This is a genomic window from Kluyvera sp. 142486, assembly GCF_046569695.1.
In the GTDB taxonomy this organism is placed as follows: Bacteria; Pseudomonadota; Gammaproteobacteria; order Enterobacterales; family Enterobacteriaceae; genus Kluyvera.
This window is the reverse complement of record NZ_JBKHUI010000021.1, coordinates 53,661-71,735: the sequence shown is the minus strand read 5'-3', so window position 1 is coordinate 71,735 and position 18,075 is coordinate 53,661. Positions and strand designations below refer to the sequence as shown.

15 protein-coding genes and 4 pseudogenes are annotated in these 18,075 nt (G+C 46.0%); 11 read left to right on the top strand and 8 right to left on the bottom strand.

Annotated features, from left to right (window positions below; all coding sequences use genetic code 11):
- Positions 1-338: 338 nt before the first annotated feature.
- The 3 genes from ACLGE8_RS19940 to ACLGE8_RS19930 all read right to left on the bottom strand — a co-directional run bounded on the left by ACLGE8_RS19940 (position 339) and on the right by ACLGE8_RS19930 (position 2,941).
- Positions 339-584, bottom strand: a complete 246-nt coding sequence (locus ACLGE8_RS19940) for a hypothetical protein (protein WP_411000663.1) — start codon at positions 582-584, stop codon at positions 339-341.
- A 155-nt stretch (positions 585-739) separates the two neighbouring features.
- Positions 740-1,915, bottom strand: a complete 1,176-nt coding sequence (locus ACLGE8_RS19935) for an MFS transporter (RefSeq protein ID WP_284104095.1) — start codon at positions 1,913-1,915, stop codon at positions 740-742.
- Between the two features lie 114 nt (positions 1,916-2,029).
- On the bottom strand, positions 2,030-2,941 hold the full coding sequence (locus ACLGE8_RS19930; RefSeq protein WP_123756878.1) for a LysR family transcriptional regulator: 912 nt from the start codon (positions 2,939-2,941) through the stop codon (positions 2,030-2,032).
- A 102-nt stretch (positions 2,942-3,043) separates the two neighbouring features.
- Here ACLGE8_RS19930 and ACLGE8_RS19925 point away from each other — a divergent pair, with 102 nt between their 5' ends.
- The 4 genes and pseudogenes from ACLGE8_RS19925 to ACLGE8_RS19910 form a co-directional block, all read left to right on the top strand.
- Positions 3,044-4,150: an alkene reductase gene (locus tag ACLGE8_RS19925; protein WP_235117091.1), complete on the top strand. Its 1,107-nt coding sequence runs from the start codon at positions 3,044-3,046 to the stop codon at positions 4,148-4,150.
- Positions 4,151-4,153: 3 nt separating this feature from the next.
- Positions 4,154-4,873, top strand: a complete 720-nt coding sequence (locus ACLGE8_RS19920; RefSeq protein WP_131346785.1) for an SDR family oxidoreductase — start codon at positions 4,154-4,156, stop codon at positions 4,871-4,873.
- 15 nt (positions 4,874-4,888) lie between these two features.
- On the top strand, positions 4,889-5,305 hold the full coding sequence (locus ACLGE8_RS19915) for an ester cyclase (RefSeq protein WP_207389020.1): 417 nt from the start codon (positions 4,889-4,891) through the stop codon (positions 5,303-5,305).
- Between the two features lie 177 nt (positions 5,306-5,482).
- Positions 5,483-5,710: pseudogene (locus ACLGE8_RS19910) on the top strand (TRL domain-containing protein); the annotation flags it as partial.
- A 329-nt stretch (positions 5,711-6,039) separates the two neighbouring features.
- Here the strand turns inward: ACLGE8_RS19910 and ACLGE8_RS19905 are convergent.
- The gene (locus ACLGE8_RS19905) at positions 6,040-6,837 is read right to left on the bottom strand and encodes a hypothetical protein (RefSeq protein ID WP_235117092.1); all 798 of its coding nucleotides are present in this window, start codon (positions 6,835-6,837) and stop codon (positions 6,040-6,042) included.
- A 387-nt stretch (positions 6,838-7,224) separates the two neighbouring features.
- On the opposite strand from ACLGE8_RS19905, the gene ACLGE8_RS19900 reads away from it, so the two are divergent.
- From ACLGE8_RS19900 to ACLGE8_RS19870, 7 genes and pseudogenes are all read left to right on the top strand, one after another.
- On the top strand, positions 7,225-7,803 hold the full coding sequence (locus ACLGE8_RS19900; RefSeq protein WP_235117093.1) for an inovirus-type Gp2 protein: 579 nt from the start codon (positions 7,225-7,227) through the stop codon (positions 7,801-7,803).
- Between the two features lie 107 nt (positions 7,804-7,910).
- Positions 7,911-8,117, top strand: a complete 207-nt coding sequence (locus ACLGE8_RS19895; RefSeq protein WP_235117094.1) for a helix-turn-helix transcriptional regulator — start codon at positions 7,911-7,913, stop codon at positions 8,115-8,117.
- A 102-nt stretch (positions 8,118-8,219) separates the two neighbouring features.
- Entirely contained in the window at positions 8,220-8,795 is a 576-nt protein-coding gene (locus tag ACLGE8_RS19890) for a hypothetical protein (RefSeq protein WP_235117095.1), read from the top strand.
- 63 nt (positions 8,796-8,858) lie between these two features.
- Positions 8,859-9,071 (top strand): annotated as a pseudogene (locus ACLGE8_RS19885) (IS3 family transposase); the annotation flags it as partial.
- A gap of 310 nt (positions 9,072-9,381) precedes the next feature.
- A complete protein-coding gene (locus tag ACLGE8_RS19880; RefSeq protein WP_235117096.1) occupies positions 9,382-9,915 on the top strand; it encodes a hypothetical protein in 534 nt (177 codons plus the stop codon).
- 9 nt (positions 9,916-9,924) lie between these two features.
- Positions 9,925-11,607, top strand: a complete 1,683-nt coding sequence (locus ACLGE8_RS19875; RefSeq protein WP_284104094.1) for a hypothetical protein — start codon at positions 9,925-9,927, stop codon at positions 11,605-11,607.
- Positions 11,608-11,968: 361 nt separating this feature from the next.
- Positions 11,969-12,997 (top strand): hypothetical protein, encoded by a 1,029-nt coding sequence (locus ACLGE8_RS19870; protein WP_235117098.1) that lies wholly within the window; start codon positions 11,969-11,971, stop codon positions 12,995-12,997.
- A 380-nt stretch (positions 12,998-13,377) separates the two neighbouring features.
- Here ACLGE8_RS19870 and ACLGE8_RS19865 read toward each other — a convergent pair.
- The 4 genes and pseudogenes from ACLGE8_RS19865 to ACLGE8_RS19850 all read right to left on the bottom strand — a co-directional run.
- Positions 13,378-14,472: pseudogene (locus ACLGE8_RS19865) on the bottom strand (IS3 family transposase).
- A gap of 619 nt (positions 14,473-15,091) precedes the next feature.
- The gene (locus ACLGE8_RS19860; protein ID WP_032278739.1) at positions 15,092-16,204 is read right to left on the bottom strand and encodes a hypothetical protein; all 1,113 of its coding nucleotides are present in this window, start codon (positions 16,202-16,204) and stop codon (positions 15,092-15,094) included.
- A complete protein-coding gene (locus ACLGE8_RS19855) occupies positions 16,204-17,484 on the bottom strand; it encodes a hypothetical protein (RefSeq protein ID WP_411000659.1) in 1,281 nt (426 codons plus the stop codon). The genes ACLGE8_RS19860 and ACLGE8_RS19855 overlap by 1 nt, the downstream gene beginning before the upstream one ends.
- 180 nt (positions 17,485-17,664) lie before the next feature.
- Positions 17,665-17,918: pseudogene (locus ACLGE8_RS19850) on the bottom strand (tyrosine-type recombinase/integrase); the annotation flags it as partial.
- Positions 17,919-18,075: the final 157 nt, after the last annotated feature.

Below are 18,075 nucleotides of genomic sequence, written 5' to 3'. Positions count from 1 at the left end.
TTTATCACTGTGTAGAACCCAATATAACTATCACAGCAGCGATGCCTGTTAATTTATAGTAAGAGACAGAATGTCTTATTAATGCCATTAAAATCTCAGGTTATAAAATAGCGTAAATCGAACCGCTTAAAAATAATGACTGAACGATAAGACTTATCTTTCAAAAGTGAAAATAAGCGGGATAACTGGCCCCCAATTTGCCCGTTATCCCTGCACAGTTGTATTTTGGTTCGCTATCCTGCCGTACTGCCTGCCAACGGATACCACCATAAACCGGGCGCTGACAGTAGAGTGACATGCGTACAGATCCGAACTGCTTCAGAAAATGGCATTGTCCTTCAGGTTGATTCCGGTACAGGTTCACTGAACACCGCTTCTACTAACTGCCCTCCGGGGGCTCGTATAAAAACTCGCCGCTCCTGAATATCAGCCAGGTCCATCAGGGAATAATGTATCCCAAGACCCTGGAGTTTTTCCCGAAAGGCACCGTAACCTTCGAGATGAAATGCCACATGGTCAATACTCTCTTTTAACGCCGCAGCGGGTAACGGGTACCCTTCATCGCCCGCAGGAATAATATGCACCAGCGGTTTTTCCTGCGCATATAACCAGTAACCGGGAATGCGGTTGCTGATAAGACCGGGGCGCACCCCGGGCTATAAATCAAAGACTGCGATAAAAAAGTCTCGCGTGGTGTCCATGTCACTGCTTCGGAATGTCGCATGGTCGATGTACATAGTTACCTCGCGGCCTGGACTTTCAGGCCAGTGTTACAACGGTTAAACAGCACAAACGCAATGCCGGCCACAGGGATCAGTATCGCCACCCACGGAATACCTGCCGCGCCGAGGGCACTGTCGACGGTCAGACCACCGATAATCCCACCCAGTGCATTCGCCAGGTTAAAGGCTGAGATATTAGCGGTACCCGCCAGTTCCGGTGCAGTGCTGCCATGTTTCAGTACGCTCATCTGTAATGGCGGGACATTACCGAATGAGGCAATGCCGAACAGGAACGTCGCCACCATAAACAACCAGTAATGGCTGCTGACCAGGCCAACAACAATCAGTGACACGACCATCAGGACCGGCCATAAAAGCTGCGCCTGGCGCAGGTTGCGGTCCGCCGTCATCCCCCCGATATGGTTACCCACCACCAGACCAATACCCACCACAAACAGCAGTACGGTTAACGCCTGTACGCTGTAACCTGCCACCTGCTCTGCCAAGGGTGCAATGTAACCATACAGCGTCATAAAGCCCGTCCAGCACAGAACGGTAATCGCAAGGCTTGCCAGTAACGGGCCATGACGGAATACCGCCAGCTGCTGACGCACACTCTTACCCGGCTCAGGAGGCTGGCGCTGAATGGTCAGCATAATAGCAACCAGCGCCACCGCACCCAGGGCGGAGACAACATAAAACGTCACGTTCCAGCCGAAGATATTGCCAATCCAGGCACCGAACGGCACACCCAACACGTTTGCCAGCGTCAGCCCGGCAAACATTTGCCCCACAGCGCGACCCGCAAGATTCTCTGCCACCAGTCGCGTTGCGACCACCGCACCGATACCGTAAAACGGCCCCTGTACCAGGCCCGCCAGCACCCGGCTGACCAGCAGCACCGAATAACTGGTGGATAAGGCGCTGACCAGGTTGGCGGCAATAAACATCACCATCAATCCGGCCAGGACATTACGTTTTTCAAAACGGGCGAGCCACAGCGTCAGCACCGGCCCACCGATTACAATCGCCATGGCGTAAGCGGTGATCACATTTCCCGCCTGACCGTCGGTGATATTGAGGGTGTGCGCCATGGTGGTGAGTAATCCGGCGACAACAAACTCGGCGGTGCCAATAGCAAAAGCGGATAAGGTCAGTATCCAGACCTGTAATGGAATACGCTGCGATTTCATAAGTGACTCTGACAGATGAATGATGAGAGTCATTCTGGGCTAAAGAATCACTTTTGATAATTGCAGTAATATTGAATGGATTATTTTATTTTTATGAATAAACCTGTTGCCGGATCATTCATTATCCAGCCAGTTGATGAAAAACTCGCTGAACGCCGTCACCTGCAAGGGCTGAAAACGGCGTTGCGGGTAGACAAACTGGAGGCCAACCTGTTTTTTGTCATGGCGACTGAAACCGATAAAGGTGTCGGCAAATAAGACGATGAGCCGCCCCTGTTCGACATCGCGCTTCACATCCCACCATGATTTGCTGGCGATACCCGCCCCGGCCAGCACCCACTGGCGCAGCAGGGCACCATCATCACATACCATGGCAGGCGTGACCCGCACCATGGAGGGCACATCATGCTCTTCAAAACGCCACTCGTTCATCGGCGTGCCGCGCTGCTCCATCACCAGGCAACGATGCCCGTGCAGGTCATCCGGATGCACAGGTTTCCCATGTGTTTCAAGGTAGCTTTTTGACGCAACCAGTACACGGTGATTGGGGCGGATAAATTTCGTCACCAGATTGCTGTCCGGGAGGTTGCCGAAACGCACGCTCATGTCCAGACGGTTGGCAATCAAATCCACCACACTTTCACTCAGATAGACAAAGCTTCTGACTTCAGGATGCAGGCGGGAAAAATCGAGCAGTGCGGCCGAAAGATACTGTCGGCCAAAATCTGATGGCGCTGAAATACGCAGGCTGCCACTGAGCATCCCGTCTTTCTGTGTCAGTTTCGACTCGGCCTGCGCCATTTCCTCCATCACGCGAAGTGCGGCGTGGTAAAAATCCTCACCGGCGCGTGTCAGTGCAATTGCCCGGGTGGAACGATTAAACAGCCGGGTCTGATAGCGTTCTTCCAGTGCCTTTAACCGGGCCGTCATGGTGGCAGGAGAAAGATTCATCCGCCGTCCCGCTGCGGCCAGTCCACCCGCCTCCACGACTTCCACCAGTAACGTCATATCTTCAAACTTGCCCATTATTCCGTTTTCCTGAAAATAGAATCAGTTATTCCCGCCATTATCAAAGCGACTCACAGGCCGTAAAGTCAAGCTATAAATTACCGCCCTGGAGAACAGTTAATGCAGCCACAACCTCTTTTTGAAACTACACATATTGGCAATCTTGAGCTAAAAAACCGTATTGTGATGGCGCCGATGACCCGGGCACGTACCGCGCAGCCAGGCAATATTCCTACGACATTGATGGCAGAATATTACGCTCAACGCGCCAGCGCAGGTCTCATCATCACCGAAGCGACGCAGATTTCTCCGCAGGGACAGGGGTATTCCTGGACACCGGGGATTCATTCCGCTGAACAAATCGCAGGCTGGCGTCTGGTGACCGATGCGGTCCATAAAGTGAACGGCAAAATCTTCTCTCAGTTGTGGCATGTGGGGCGTATGTCTCATGAAAGTTTTCACCCTGACGGCAAGCCCGTTGCCCCTTCAGCGTTGTCGCCGGAGGCACAGGTGTGGGTGGTGAACAGCGAAGGTGTCGGGGAAATGGTTGACTGCCCCGTTCCGCGTGAGTTGAGCCATGACGATATTGGGCAGGTGATTGCGGATTACCGCCAGGCGGCCATCAATGCCATGGAAGCCGGATTTGACGGTGTGGAAGTCCACGGTGGCAACGGGTACCTGATTGACCAGTTCCTGCGTCGCTCCTCAAATAAACGGACCGATGAATACGGTGGCAGCCTGGCAAACCGCGTGCGTTTCGCCGAGGAAGTGCTGGAAGCCATCAGCGACGCCATTGGTGCAGACCGCACCGGTATCCGTCTTGCCCCCTTTATCACCCAGCGTGGCATGGATGACCCACAGGCCATCGAAGCGATTCTGGCGCTGGCGGCCTGGTGTGAAACAAAAGGCATCGCCTTTATTCATCTGGCTGAAGCTGACTGGGATGATGCACCGCAGGTGCCTTATGAGTTCCGTGAAACCCTGCGGGCAACCTTCAGCGGCGCCATTATTGTTGCGGGGAATTACACGCGTGAAAAAGCCGACAAACTGCTGGCGGCGGGTGTGGTGGACCTGGTGGCCTTCGGTCGCCCGTTTATTGCCAACCCCGACTTCCCGCGCCGTCTGAAACAAAACCTGCCGCTGGCAGAGATGGGCAATCCGGCGACACTGTTTGGCGGTACTGAAGTCGGTTATACCGATTATCCGTTCCTGACGACTGAGGTCTGAATCATGACACAACGCACACTCATTATTGGTGGTGCTACCGGTATTGGTTTCGCCGTGGCACAGCTTCTGGCAACCCGTGGGGAGCATATTATTCTTGCCGGTCGCCATCACGATAAACTTCAACATGCCTGTCAGCAACTTCAGACAACCGGTGCGACAGCGGAAAGCCTGGTACTGGATATCGCCGATGAAGCGCAACTTGAGCGCCTGGCCCGGACGCTTGAACCGGTGGACAACATTGTGGTGACGGCGGGCTCCCAGGCGCCGGGTGGCGCATTCACCACCCTGGATTTGAAGACCGCAAAACAGGCGTTTGATACCAAATTCTGGGGCAGTCTGGCGGTTGCCCGTTATCTGAGCGGGAAAATTAAACCCGGTGGAACACTGACCCTGACCAGCGGTTTTCTTGCCCGTCGTACCGTTCCCGGAACCCTGGTGAAAACCACGATGAATGCGGCTCTGGAAGCTGCAGTGAAAATGCTGGCAAAAGAGTTATCTCCTCTGCGCGTTAACGCCATCAGTCCGGGACTGACAGATACTGAAGCCTATGCAGATATGGCACCGGAAGCACGTGAACAGATGCTGGCGCGGGCGGCAGAAAATCTACCGGCCAAAAGGTATGGTCGTGCAGAAGACCTGGCAAAAGGGTATCTGTTTGTCATGGATAACCCCTTTGTCACCGGCTCGATAGTGGATATTGAGGGTGGGGCCCTGATTAATTAACCCGGAGAAATGAAGATGACTCACCTGGATGTGGTTAAAGCTTATTTTAAATATTGTGTCGACGGAAAAGATGTCGAACGCGTGAATGAATTTTTTGATGAAAACGTGGTGATTCATCGTCCTGACTGCCCCGGGCCACTAGTCGGTCTTGAAGTTTTTAAAAAAGGGCTGCGCGAGAATGTGACCGACCGCTATGAAGCCATTGTGACGACATTTCAAAAAGAGGTTGTTGCTGACGACCAGGTTGTTGTCGCCCTGACTCATGTGGCGACAGGATCTAATACGTGGAACGGTTTTGACGTCAGTGGCAGGGATGTCACCTGGACCAGCCTGACCTATTTCAGGTTCAATACGTCCGGCAAAATTGTTGAGGAAATAGTGGAGCGCAATGAATTAAATATGGCGCGTCAGTTAGAACTCGTTGATTTTTAATCAGTAAGCTATAAGAGAAATACAGGGGCTGTTTTATGTGAAATGGTAAAGCAGCTCTTTTTTTGCTACTGCAGATATGTACATTTTTCTTATTGAATACACACATGCACAAGCATCCGTCCTGAATAACAAAACGATTAATCTGGCCCAAGCCCTACAGGGCCTGGTCTTTTTACTGATATAAAAGGATCGGTAACTGCCGACGGAGAAACAGGCTCTAAGAATGGGATCGCATGCTCTGAATCTAAATTAGAGTTAATCAATACAGGAGATGCATCTTTCACAACTGTCACGCAGAATGGAACAATTGAAACACTAGCTTCCGTACATTATAAAACACAGGTCCTAATACTTTCTGTGGAAAAACTTGTCTGCCGGTTACTGGTGGCTAAAGCTCTAAATTAAAGATTTGCAACCTCCTCCTCAGGAGCGTAATAATAATTCCCCCTTGAGTCCACATGAATCATCAGTTCCTGTTTCCTGATTTTTGACTGTTTTCGGCTAAGTGCTTTGGATTTGGATTTGGATTTGGTCACAAGATCTGCGCTTACGATTCCCATGGCCAGGCTGCCTTCAACGTTTCGCACTCCAAAATTACTCGTGACGTGTTTCTGGGTAGAGAACGCCTGGTTAAGAACAGATATCTTTGAACTGGTCGAAACAATCACAGGGGTAGCCTTGTATCGCACCACAAAATTCTGAACCAAGAACGACGACACAAGGTGACAGATTAATTATTTTTTACCACTGTAAATTACCGTAATTTTGTCTGGTTTCCTCAGCGTTGGCGCAGTGTGTGGATCAATCCGATATACAGGAACAATGACGGCATTTTTTCCGCTGAACAGGATGGGTACCCAGCAGTGAATGCGCGGGTCTTTCGTCGTCTCCGGAATGCCATTTGAACCAAAAGACATGAGGTCAATCACGTTGATAAAAAGGGCATTCTTCAGGTCAAAAAAGTATTCGTTATAGATCACATCTTTGGCCATTAAAATTACCGCATCACCCGCTGCCAGTTTTAAAGGGGATGAGTCTTCCTCTTTCGATCCCTCATCTGTAAAAATGATTCTATCCGTGTAGATGAAACACGCATATTGAGCGGCCAAATCGGTCATGTCCAGGAACGACTGGCAGAGATCATTGATATATCGGTTTTCTACCCTTCCAACAGCCTTATCCTGACGATAATGTCGCTTCCGCTCACGAACATGCATCACGCCATTAACGCTGTCAAAGTCATACACTTTTCTAACCTGAAGCTTACTTTCCCAAATTTCCAGACAATACTTCTCAGCCATGACAACATTACGTCTGCGTGGCAGGTCTTGTTGGTAAACACCTGCCAGCAACCGTGACTTCAGTTCATCAGCAAGTTGATAATAGCGATTAACGTCATTAAGAACAGGAACAGTGGCATCCAGTAATGTAGTAATGACCTGCGATCGGGAAATCTTCTGTGTCCTGCTGTATTCATCCAGGACTCGTAATGTCTCAGAATTAGTGATGCTGAAGGTGATACGTTCCATCATGCCCATCCCTTGTTAATCATATTTGCATTTTTGCATAACTTTTTATCTTAATTTCTTAATTATCATTGTGGTAATTTTTATTGCTACTCACAACACGCTACCTTATTAATATCATTTTATCCTACTGCCAGAGCCCCTTCTTGGCACTACTCTGGCAGTCTGGATAACCAGAAAAGATATTTGGGTTTTTAGTATAATTATATCCTCCTCTTTTCTAATCCCTCCTTTCTTGCCATAGTCATCATGTCCTCCATATCGCTTCTCACCAATCATCCTCACCATTATCACGATAGTGGTGTATCACGAAGAATATCGTGATCGCTTACATCATCTTAAAAAATACATATCACCACATTCCTTTGTATACCCATCACAAAGGACTCAACCATGGATTTCCCATACACTTATAACAACCGCTACACGATGAACTGGTTCCTGCTGTCGCTACTGAACCACCATCTTAATCAACTATTGGAACGCTACTCCCGTCTTCAGCCTCTCAGAATTGATCTGTTCTATCAGAAAGACACATGGCGTTATGACCACCACGGATGGCACGAAACGGAGTTGGAAGTACGTCAGTTAGTCGAACGTATGATGCGCGAGAGCAGAATCGTGGGTTATTTCTGGGTGCTGGAGTTTACGCCAAAGCATAAATGCCATTCTCACATCGTGATGTATCTCGATGGTCACAATAATCAATCCACATACCCGGTAGCAGAACAAGCGGGAGGGATTTGGCTGGAGATAACGGAAGGGCAGGGTTACCACAATCGTTGTGATCACAAGGACTGTTACGAAGCCGATATCACCCGTCCTGTTAATTACGATGATGCCGAAGCTATCAATGGACTGCGCTACATCATCAGCTATCTGGCTAAGGAGAAGTCAAAACACGGACAAATATACTACGGTGCCAGCGAGGTACCGCCATCAAGTGGATTAGGCAGGCCCAGAGGTCTTTAACATCGGTTCTGCACTTTTTTACATATCACCCCATTGATGTGGAAGGGCTGGTGGTTAAAGGCAATCAACCACCCGCTCAGGTCAATCCCACAATGGAAGACAGCACAATGACAACTCAAATTTCTCTGTTTGATGACCAACTAGTGGACATGCAGTTCATTACCAGATTCACGGGCCTGACGGATAAGTGGTTTTATAAGCTCATCAAAGACGGTTTATTTCCGAAACCGATTAAGCTGGGTCGCAGTTCTCGCTGGAAGCATAGTGAAGTGGAAGCCTGGCTACAGGCGAGAATCGACGAATCACGCAGCTAGTTACCTCTCCTTACATATCACTTTCCTGACAGGCAGACTCTTTATCCGCTCATTGCGGAGCTTTGTAGCTGCCTATCATTCAGTATCCAGGGATAATTCACCATGAAAGAGACAAAGACGCGTTATGACAGTTTGCTAATCAGCTATCAACGCTGGCTAAACGGGTTCACAAAACTGGCCATCATAAATGGCATGTGTCATCCCAATATTCAGGCCAGCCACCATCTGATGGTGGGCAGCCTGTACTTTCCCGGCGCAGGGCAGATGACTGCAGTGGTGCCACAATGCCTTTATCGACTGATTTACGGAAGTCAGCATCCAGAACCAGTGTCGGTAGTGACTGATATGCAAATCAGTCTTGAGACAAAGCAAAAAACTTTACTGCACCACCCAATGCTGGAAGGGATATTGCTGAGTGAATGTATCCGCCTGAAACAACGCCCACTGGCAAACAGGCTGATTAGCCTGTTACAACAATTCAGCTCCCCGGAGCATCGCCACAAACTGGTCTGGCTATGTTGGTACGATTTGATGATGGGTGCGACGCTGGAAGACTGGTTGGATAACCTGAAACGTAAGGCACCTGAAGATCTAGGTTTGTGGCTGGTTAGACGGCAGGAGGAAAACATATCCCTCACGCAAATGATGGATGAATATCTGCTATTTACCGGCCACTAATATCAGTTCCGATCTGTGCCGAACCGCTTTACTCCTAGGTAAAAAGCAGAGTTCCTCCCGCCTAACAGTCCAATGAAACGCTTCTTCAGGAGTCTGAAGAAAGAATGGGTACCGGTGGCGGGTTACACAAGCTTCAGCGATGCAGCCTAGGCAATAACGGACTATATCGTTGGGTATTACAGCGCGCTCAGGCCGCATGAATATAACGGTGGGTTGCCCCCAACGAATCGGAAAACCGATATTGGAAAAACTCTAGCGGTTGCCAGTTTTAGTTGACCACTTCATCCACAATGATATCCACTTTTAATGTGGATAACCTTTTTACTTCGGTTCAGGGCGCTGGAGCAGGTCACATCCGCATCTGGCAGCAGTGGATTGCCTGAGGAGCCTGCTCCTCGTTCATAGTGGATCTAATGCTCGGTTAGCTAGCCCGCTTTGAGCGGGGAGCGGATATTACAACAACGTTACTTGCCATTACTACGTGCTTATTTCTGTACTGCTGTTATACAAATTAAAATATCGGGAGTACTCTTTTGGTACGTAAAAGCGAAAGTTTTGAACCCAGTAACCTCAGAAGGAGGTTGAAGTGAGTGGTTGGATCAAAGTCATTATCAGTGGCGTAACCGTGATTGCTGGTGCCGTTGGCGTATATTTATATGGTGAGAACGCAGAAAAAAAAGGAGAAGCAACAGGTGAAGCTCGAGCCAAAGCTGCCTACGCTGACAAGCTTGATACGCTCAAACTGAAGGTGGCCCGGCTGCTCGGTGAACTCAGTCAGAGAGAAGAATTTATTCTGACCGGATACGCACTGGGTCTTTGCTGCCTGAAAGCTAATCATCTTAATACCCCTGCGAACATTACGCTGCTGGACGATCTGGTCGTTGGGATTGGTTCACGTAGCCGTTTATCTCAACATACGCAACTCAGGATTGCTGAGATGATTGTCAGCCCACCTAATCTTTCTACGATCTGGCTGATGATTGCCGAGTATCAGCTTAACGATCCCAAAACGCTTTCAACACTGGAAGAGCTGGTGACAATGCTGATGCAGTTGGATGAGACAAAACCGCAAGAGGCACGCGATTTTATGACCTCCTGGTATGAACTGGTTGCTGCCTAAGGTCTGATTATGAATGAGAAAAATGCACGACATCTGAATGCCATCAAAGCACGCCGATTACAGCGCCTACCACAACTAACCCCCGTAGCTTCTTTAACGGTGGTGGCGCGGCACTTGGCCGGGGAGCCGGACATTGCATTAGTACAGGCCTGTAAGGTCAGTGAATTTTACCGCTCCTCCGTCGAAGGCATGGATCTTGCGGTCAACAGGGCTGATGCTTTGGCCCGTCTTGAACACCTCTCCACGGGCAGTGCCATCGATACTATTCTGGAGCCCGTCTTCCTGAGCCTGCTTGATGGGACGATGCGGGCGTGTAACATTGGCATTCGTCAGGGAATTACGCCTTCGCGTCTGTACCAGGAATGCCGGACTTTCCAGTATGAGGCCATCAACAGCAGCAACTTTAGGCTCGACAGCTACAGTGAGCAGCTGATTGAACGCCAAAACATTCAGAATCTGGCTGATAAAACCGTCTATAACAGCGGTACGATGACGCGTGATGGCGTGACCGTTCAGATGCGCAACGGTAAGAAAATGGAGAAACATAAGGACGCCCACTTCGGCAACCGTCAGCGATCCCATGATGAGTACGACGGACAGGTCGTCTACAGAAACAAGCGGCACGCTAACAGTGAAGGGACACCGGAGCGAGCAGCACAGGTTGACCATGCCATTTCTTGTGCTGAAGTGTGTAACGACCTGAAAGGTAACAAGGCCCTGAACCTCGATGACATCGAGGCTATAGCCAACATTGACGAAAACTATAAAGTGACGTCACAGGCCAATAACAGTGGCAAGGATTTTGGAAAATTCGACAAGACGAGCGCGGAGCTTCAGCAGGAAGTGAAGCAGGGGTATGTGATCGTCAAAAAAAGGGGCAAGGAGGTTAAAAAGCCACTCACTGAGGAGCAAATCCAGGCCCGTCAGCAGATGATAGACGAGATGAAAGTGGCTAAGAAAGCCATTGACGACAAAACCAATGAAACTGTGTGGTCCAATATCAGTAAAGACCGGAGTGTCCAAAAAGTTCTGGTCAAAGATGCCGGTCAGGCAGCCGGTCACCAGTCGATCGGCGATCTGGTTCTGTTCGTCATAAAGCCGCTTTACTACGAGCTCCGCACCAGCCTGTCGGATGGTCTGGACACCGGCGTAGGGGTCAGTGGCTATACTGAGGCATTGAAACTTCGCCTCAGCCGCATGAAGACATACGTTCTCACTAATGCGTCAACCTTGCTGAAGGACTTGGCGGAAGGCTTTGTAAAAAACTTCCTCTCAATGCTGCTGGAAGGAATTGTTAACTGTTTTGTGGGCGTATTCAAAAACCTCATGCGGATGGTCAAGGAAGGCTTCAAGGTGTTGATGCAATCAGTCACCATCCTGAGTGATAAAAGCAGCAGCCAGGCCCAAAAAGGGGATGCCATTCTGAAACTGGTGGCCGGTTCCTTATCCATTTTTGCCTCGCTTGGCCTCGAGACGTGGCTGAACAGTCTGGGTCTGCCGGGTCCGTTACCTATCCTTCTGTCCTCGGTCCTGACCGCCGTTATTACAGCCCTGCTGATGTATGCCCTAGATAAGCTGGATCTGTTCGGTACAAATCACGATCTAAAGATGAAACGGATCGATGAATCACTTACCACTGAAATCACCGAAACCGAACACTCTATGATGACAATGGTTAATCAGCTTCATTAATCGATGGCAGCGGTGGCCTATCAGGCGCTCAATGTACCAGATTGCTTCCGCTGCACTCCTTCTGCTGAGCCTCCAGCATCCAGATTAAGGGTGCCATCCATGCTCGCGTATCTGGTCGGCACGTGGTGATTTTCCGTGAGCGTTGCATTCGACGAAAACGAGGCTGCCACCGGATAGCAGAACAATGCGATCCGGTACCAAACGGCTGCTAGGTGAGACAAACTCATTGGCAACCCCATCGGCCTTTTTAACTTCACCTACGAGATTTTTTCGATAAGGTTTTCACATTCGTATTTCATAAGCTTGTCTTATTAGAACTTATTGAGTAGCATTTATAGAAAAATCATCCTAAGGAATTTATATGTCCCGCATTTTATTTCCCTCTACATGTAATCCTGAAAGAATATTCGATTTCTGTAATGAAATTGAGAAGCATTCTAATAATCAACAAATAACTATAGACTTCTCAAATATGGGAAGAATTGAACCGTTTGCAATGGTTTATGTTGCTAAACATATTCGAGATTTTCATAGAAAACAGAAAAAAAATATAGAGGGATTTAAAATTTTTTGTAGTGGATACGAAAATAAAGACTATGCTTCAAATATGGCTTTCTTTAGGGCTTTCGGATTAAAACATGGTCGTGAGCCAGGATGTACGGATGGAAATAATAATTTCGTGCCTTTCACCATTCTTCGTGTTCAAACCGTAATTGATGAAGCTAATGATAAATATACTGAAGTACAAGAGATAGTTGAGGCACGCTCCGGAAGATTAGCAAAGATACTTGCTCGCCAAGAAGAAGGTGATCTTATTGATGCTTTGACATTTTCTATTAGGGAAATAATGCGTAATGTTGTTGAACATAGTGACTCAAAGGTAATTGAGTATTGTGCTCAGTATTGGCCCTCTTATGATTGTGTCGAAATAACAATTTCAGATAATGGTATGGGCATGAGAAGTTCCCTATCGAAAAACCCCTACATAGAAGCTGATAATGATTCTGAAGCCATTCAGTTAGCATTAATGCCATCTATTTCTAGTAAAAATTACAAAGGTGCAAGGATTAATACAAAAAACCCATGGCATAATTCAGGGTTTGGACTTTATATGATTAGCCGCATCTGTAAACTTGGCGGTAGCTTTCTTATTTGTAGCGGTGACCATGCTATTTATCTCGATGAACAAGGAAAGAAGCATATAACTTTAGGTCATTATCATGAAGGAACTGTAGTTAGAATGGTTTTGAATACTAGAAAACTTGGTTCTTTAAGCTCAATGCTTGCGCAATTTAGAGATGATGGTTACAAAATAGCAGCTGAAATAAAACATGCTGGTGTTTATACAGCTTCAGCTGCTTCGCAAATGCTTTCACGAGATTTTAAGTAATTTCATAATAGTCCTTACGGTAGTTGTATGTCTCGAAGCCGCCAGCGCTCAGCGAAATATCGGGGGTCCATTGGGAGTTAGTGGAGAGCTGCGCGGCTTTCGCCAGCTCGTTGAGCCAAGACCGGCTTTGTTGAATAAATTGTATTAGCTCAGACCACGCATCATCAGGTTACAGTGGTCGTCCTGTAAGTCTCCCTGCAAAATGAACCATTCACGTTTAGAGAGTCACTGATACTCCAACTTTTGCCTCTAGTACAGAGCGAAAAGTCCAATTTGCTGTCAACAAGAAGTGGAAGCTCGCAATTGATATTACCAGCTTGGGTATATCGCTAAAATTGGTCTATGTTATCAGCAGGAAACAACTTGTAAGCGCACCCGTTTTAGTTCCACACACTTTTTGAGAGTTCCGGTTGTTCAGCCATCAGCCGGTACTCTTCCGGCATCAGGTTATTCAGGGATTCATAGGGCCGTTCGCTGTTATATTCAGCCAGCCAGCACTCTGTAATTTCCCGTGCTTTATTCAGCGTTCTGAATAAATAAAAATCCAGTATTTTTGTCCGTTACGTCCGGTTAAAACGTTCAATAAAGGCATTCTGAGTTGGTTTCCCGGGTTTGATAAATTCCAGTATCACACTATGCTCTTCAGCCCACTGCGCCAGCGAGACCAGTTCCGGCCCGTTATCCATCCGCAGTTTCAGCGGATAACCCCGGTTTGCCACGATCCTGTCCACCCGCTGTGCCGGGATATTCAGATCGATTTCTATTGCGAAGGCCTCGCGGTTAAAGTCATCCACAACATTAAAGGGCCGGAAGTGTCTGCCCAAGACCAGCGCATCGTGCATAAAATCGATGGACCAGCTCTGGTTCATCGCCTCCGGTGTTGCCAGCGTAGCCGGATTACGTACCGGCAGGAGCTGTTTTACCTTACGGCGAAAATTCAGTTTCAGCAGGCAGTAAATACGGTGAACTCTTTTATGATTCCAGCTATTGCCCTGCCTGCGAAGGACCTGAAAAAGCTTTTTAAATCCGTATCGCGGATAGCGTTCAGCCGCCACGGCCAGCGCCATAATCACCGGTTCTTCACTTAGCGTATCCGGCTGATAACGAAATACCGTCCTGCTCAGCGACAATGTCCTGCAGACCTGGCGTAAGCTCATGGCAAACTGCGCGATCAGATAGCTGACCAGCTCATGCTTTATCGCTGGTGTTAAAGCTTTTTTTTCGATAACGTCTTTCAGGGTCCGGCATTCAAGGCTGAGATCAGCAAACATCTGTTTGAGGCGCTGGTTTTCATCCTCTAGGTCTTTCATCTTTTTGATATCAGAGGCTTCCATCCCGCCAAACTTCGTTTTCCAGTTGTAATACGAGGCCTCCGAGATACCAGCTTCACGGCAGACATCCTTGACGGTACGTCCGGCTTCGACGGACTTCAGAACGGCAATGATCTGGTGTTCGATGAATCGGGCTTTACGCATGGTGATCTCCTCAGGGGACATAGTCAGTATGTCGGAAGATCTCTAAAAGTGAATGGTTCACTTAAGTGGGATACTTACACCATCCCTACCGAGTTTAAAACAATGCCATAGAATTCACCCAGTAATATCAATAGGTTGGCCATGTGACTGAACTTAGCGTTAGGCAAGCACACAGGAGAATACTCATGAAATCAAGTATTTTGCTTGTGGTAGACCATGAGAACCAAGGGACATATAAAATGCTCTGGGACTTGTCTAATGAATGCTGGCGAGGAAATTATACCTTAATTTCAGGTCATAAATTTTTCACTCGTTAGATGTCAAATGATGAACAGCCTGAAAGGTATTTCGATTTTTTTGGAATCTTTTTCCTTCGAAGAAAAACTAAAAAGTCTATCGGAGAAAGTAATTGCCTAACAAAGCGCTGCTACTGAGCTTGACGCCCCGTCAGCATTTTTCTCAGAGCAGACTGCCGGATTTGATTGTGTTCTGCCAATGAAAACCATTAGTTCAAGTCTGAGCTATTACAACTCAACGTAACCCTGATGCCTGAGTTATGATAAATTCAATCCTATTTTAAATTGCAAAGCGAAGACATAGATCTTCGCTTTGTAGTATTCTATTTTTTTCTTTTGGAATTTTCAGTTGTTATTCCAAAGGATATTTTTGAATAAATATCAAAAAATTCAGGCGGCAATTTTATAGCTTGCTGCAGATATTCAGAAGCAAGTAAAATGAATTTCGTTGCATATGGATTTTCATTTGCAATATCTAATTGCAATTTGGTCTGCTCAGAATTAGTTAGCATACATAGAGATAACTCTCGAGCTAATAAAGCAGCAGCCATAGCTTGCTGTGGGGCTTGCATTATTTCTCTAATCAAATGTTCAAATTTATTTGTTTCTGGAAAAATGCTTAATGCATCACCTTCATTTTGACCTGTTGCTAAGCTGCGGATCTTAATCGCCGCGTTAAGGTTCTCATAACCACCATATAGATATGCTAATACAAGAGAAGAAAAATCATCTTTCTCAGTTGGCGAAATTAATACGAGTAGTAATTTATTCGCTATGTTTGAAATTGTCATCAAAAATAATGAAAGTGCATCACCAAATATACATAAATGCTCATTCTTAGATGGATCTAATTCTGATCTTATTCTTCTCAGTTTAGCAACAACCTTCCTACACTGCTCTCCAGGTTCATTGATCATCCAAAAAGATGAATTTGAAAATGAAAGATATTCTGACATGTTAGGATATTTTTTGTTAAGTTCAGACAATTTTTCCCATGCTGTAATATCTGCCGCTACTGAATATTCTGTATTTATCGATGTGCTTCCACCAGTCCCGATAGATAAACTTTCGAATTCATTTTCTTTAAGTAATGAAATATTTAGATCTGCTGCTGTTAACCTGTGATCTTTTCCAATATTCATTTTCGAATTCATCAGGATAAAACCGTGCGATGAGTGTGTTTTTTCCATTACTCCTTTTAACCAAAAAACACGCCCTATCGGTGATTCTCTGTTTCCACTTTTACAATCGAAAATAAATTTAACCTGTTCGCCGACAGGAGATAAGGCAACAGCAAGGACATCTAAATCAGTAAGCAGTAAATTTTGCTTTTCAAGCCGCTTGCTCGACTCTATATTTACTTCGAGTTGTGGCAACCAGCGTTTAGATATACAAAATTTCAAAGCTAATGCTTTTTGGGCTCTATCTTTTAACATTAAATTTTCTCCAAAAGCAACTGAGTTAGTTCATTCTCTGTTTCTTCCGAAAGCGATATATTTTCCTTTTCACGCATTAATTTGGAACTTACCAAAGATTCTACATAGTCACGAGTACCTGCCATCGCTTTCATTACATCATTATCAACTACTAATTCGGGTATCTTATCACCTTGTACTAACTGATATGCTATTTTTAAGGACTCTCTATTTTCTGGTGTATCAATAATCTCGAGTTGATTATAGCCATTATGAAGTTTGACTAGTTTTGCTATGCGCAAGTGTTGAAGATTTTGATATTGCTCAGCATAATCACTTGTGGGTGAAAGCTTAAGCTCAGTTTTCAATTTATACAACACAGCTCCAGGGCTTCTAATTCTGTATTTATTTGGCAACAACTCCCCTTGCCGTATAGCAGAAACTATCGCTAAAGCTCGTTCATATTGCTCTCTTTTGAATGGACTTATATTTACAAAATTTGGTGTTGGAGTAAATATGAAAGAATTATCTCCAGCATAAGAAGTGATAATAGAAGGAGGTTTTACCATACCGTCTTGTGCAAGTCTTTTTATCAAACTAGTCTCATCATCAGAAAGAGAGTGGCCAGCAATTTCTTTCCTTTTTAAGATTAGTGATAAAGGCCAACCTTGGGCTTTCTCTAAAAGATGGAGCGTTTTTTGAACTGTTTTGGCCCCTGCTTTTGCTACATGATCGGCAAAAATATCTGCATTTTCGGAAAAATACGTAGGATTTAAAAGTATTTTTTTAGATCGGCATCTTCTAGAGTAAATATAATTGCCTCTTTCTCCGATCTCAATGCTTTGATCAAAGTCTTTTCTATCAGCACCTAGTTTATTGGCTAAAGAATCGATATTAAAAGGTGAGCCTGCCAATGAATCTACGATTATAAGGGACAACTTTTCGAACTCATCAGGGTTAGACTGATTTTCATAATATTCACCGATTCCATCATAAAGGTCTTCAAAATAAGGAACACTTGGTAGTACGGCTTTAATATTTTTCCCTTCAGAGTGAATTTTAACAAATCCAATTTCAGCCAAAAGAAATACGATCCTATCAACAGCTAACCGAGGTATTCCAATTAGAGAGGTAGCGACCATTTTTAGAAGCTGGTATTCAATAATGGGCAGTCCCCTTATGTGTAGTGCTAATTGAACAGCCATTCCGATTTCGGGTATTTTTTCAAACTTGATAACTTCTTTATCTCGAATAGCCAGTTGGATTTCATGACATCTTGCAACTGCAGTTTTTCTATCCATGTCACCCTCGAAAATTTTTTGGTCTACAATTATACTAAATACAGAATTTTAAGTGTTACTAAATGTACAGATTGAGTAAAGCTCCTAATGCAGGAGCATTTCAAGTTTTTTTTCAATATTTTTCATTTAGTTATTTGTGTTTATTGGACATTCAGCCATCTACATGGCTGAATGCGTTTTTCATGAAACATGTCTTACGTTAGTTACAAAAAGACATTTAATATAATCCGCATACCACTGCATCATCTCCTTTCTTCCTTCCAGATACAACGCATGGTTATACGTTCCACGTATCGCGTTCTTATCGACATGCGCAAGTTGGGTTTCAATCCATGCCGTATTGAACCCTTCCTCGTGCAAAATCGTACTCATCGTGTGGCGGAATCCATCCCCCTAACACGCCTTACGTAGCATATGTGCTTCACTACCACATTGAAAATGTTGAGTACAGTCATGAGATGAGCGGCGTCGAATCAAAACCTCATTGAATTTCAATGAAAACTGACATCCATGATACAAAAACACCATGAATTCATTGACATAAATTGCTACTCGCTGAGATCATATAGCAAACCGCTCCTGAGTGAGGAA

Coding starts and splice junctions, on each gene's coding strand:
- ACLGE8_RS19935 (WP_284104095.1), bottom strand. CDS start 1,915: ATGAAATCGCAGCGTATTCCATTACAGGTCTGGATACTGACCTTATCC.
- ACLGE8_RS19930 (WP_123756878.1), bottom strand. CDS start 2,941: ATGGGCAAGTTTGAAGATATGACGTTACTGGTGGAAGTCGTGGAGGCG.
- ACLGE8_RS19925 (WP_235117091.1), top strand. CDS start 3,044: ATGCAGCCACAACCTCTTTTTGAAACTACACATATTGGCAATCTTGAG.
- ACLGE8_RS19920 (WP_131346785.1), top strand. CDS start 4,154: ATGACACAACGCACACTCATTATTGGTGGTGCTACCGGTATTGGTTTC.
- ACLGE8_RS19915 (WP_207389020.1), top strand. CDS start 4,889: ATGACTCACCTGGATGTGGTTAAAGCTTATTTTAAATATTGTGTCGAC.
- ACLGE8_RS19905 (WP_235117092.1), bottom strand. CDS start 6,837: ATGATGGAACGTATCACCTTCAGCATCACTAATTCTGAGACATTACGA.
- ACLGE8_RS19900 (WP_235117093.1), top strand. CDS start 7,225: ATGGATTTCCCATACACTTATAACAACCGCTACACGATGAACTGGTTC.
- ACLGE8_RS19895 (WP_235117094.1), top strand. CDS start 7,911: ATGACAACTCAAATTTCTCTGTTTGATGACCAACTAGTGGACATGCAG.
- ACLGE8_RS19890 (WP_235117095.1), top strand. CDS start 8,220: ATGAAAGAGACAAAGACGCGTTATGACAGTTTGCTAATCAGCTATCAA.
- ACLGE8_RS19875 (WP_284104094.1), top strand. CDS start 9,925: ATGAATGAGAAAAATGCACGACATCTGAATGCCATCAAAGCACGCCGA.
- ACLGE8_RS19870 (WP_235117098.1), top strand. CDS start 11,969: ATGTCCCGCATTTTATTTCCCTCTACATGTAATCCTGAAAGAATATTC.
- ACLGE8_RS19860 (WP_032278739.1), bottom strand. CDS start 16,204: ATGTTAAAAGATAGAGCCCAAAAAGCATTAGCTTTGAAATTTTGTATA.
- ACLGE8_RS19855 (WP_411000659.1), bottom strand. CDS start 17,484: ATGGATAGAAAAACTGCAGTTGCAAGATGTCATGAAATCCAACTGGCT.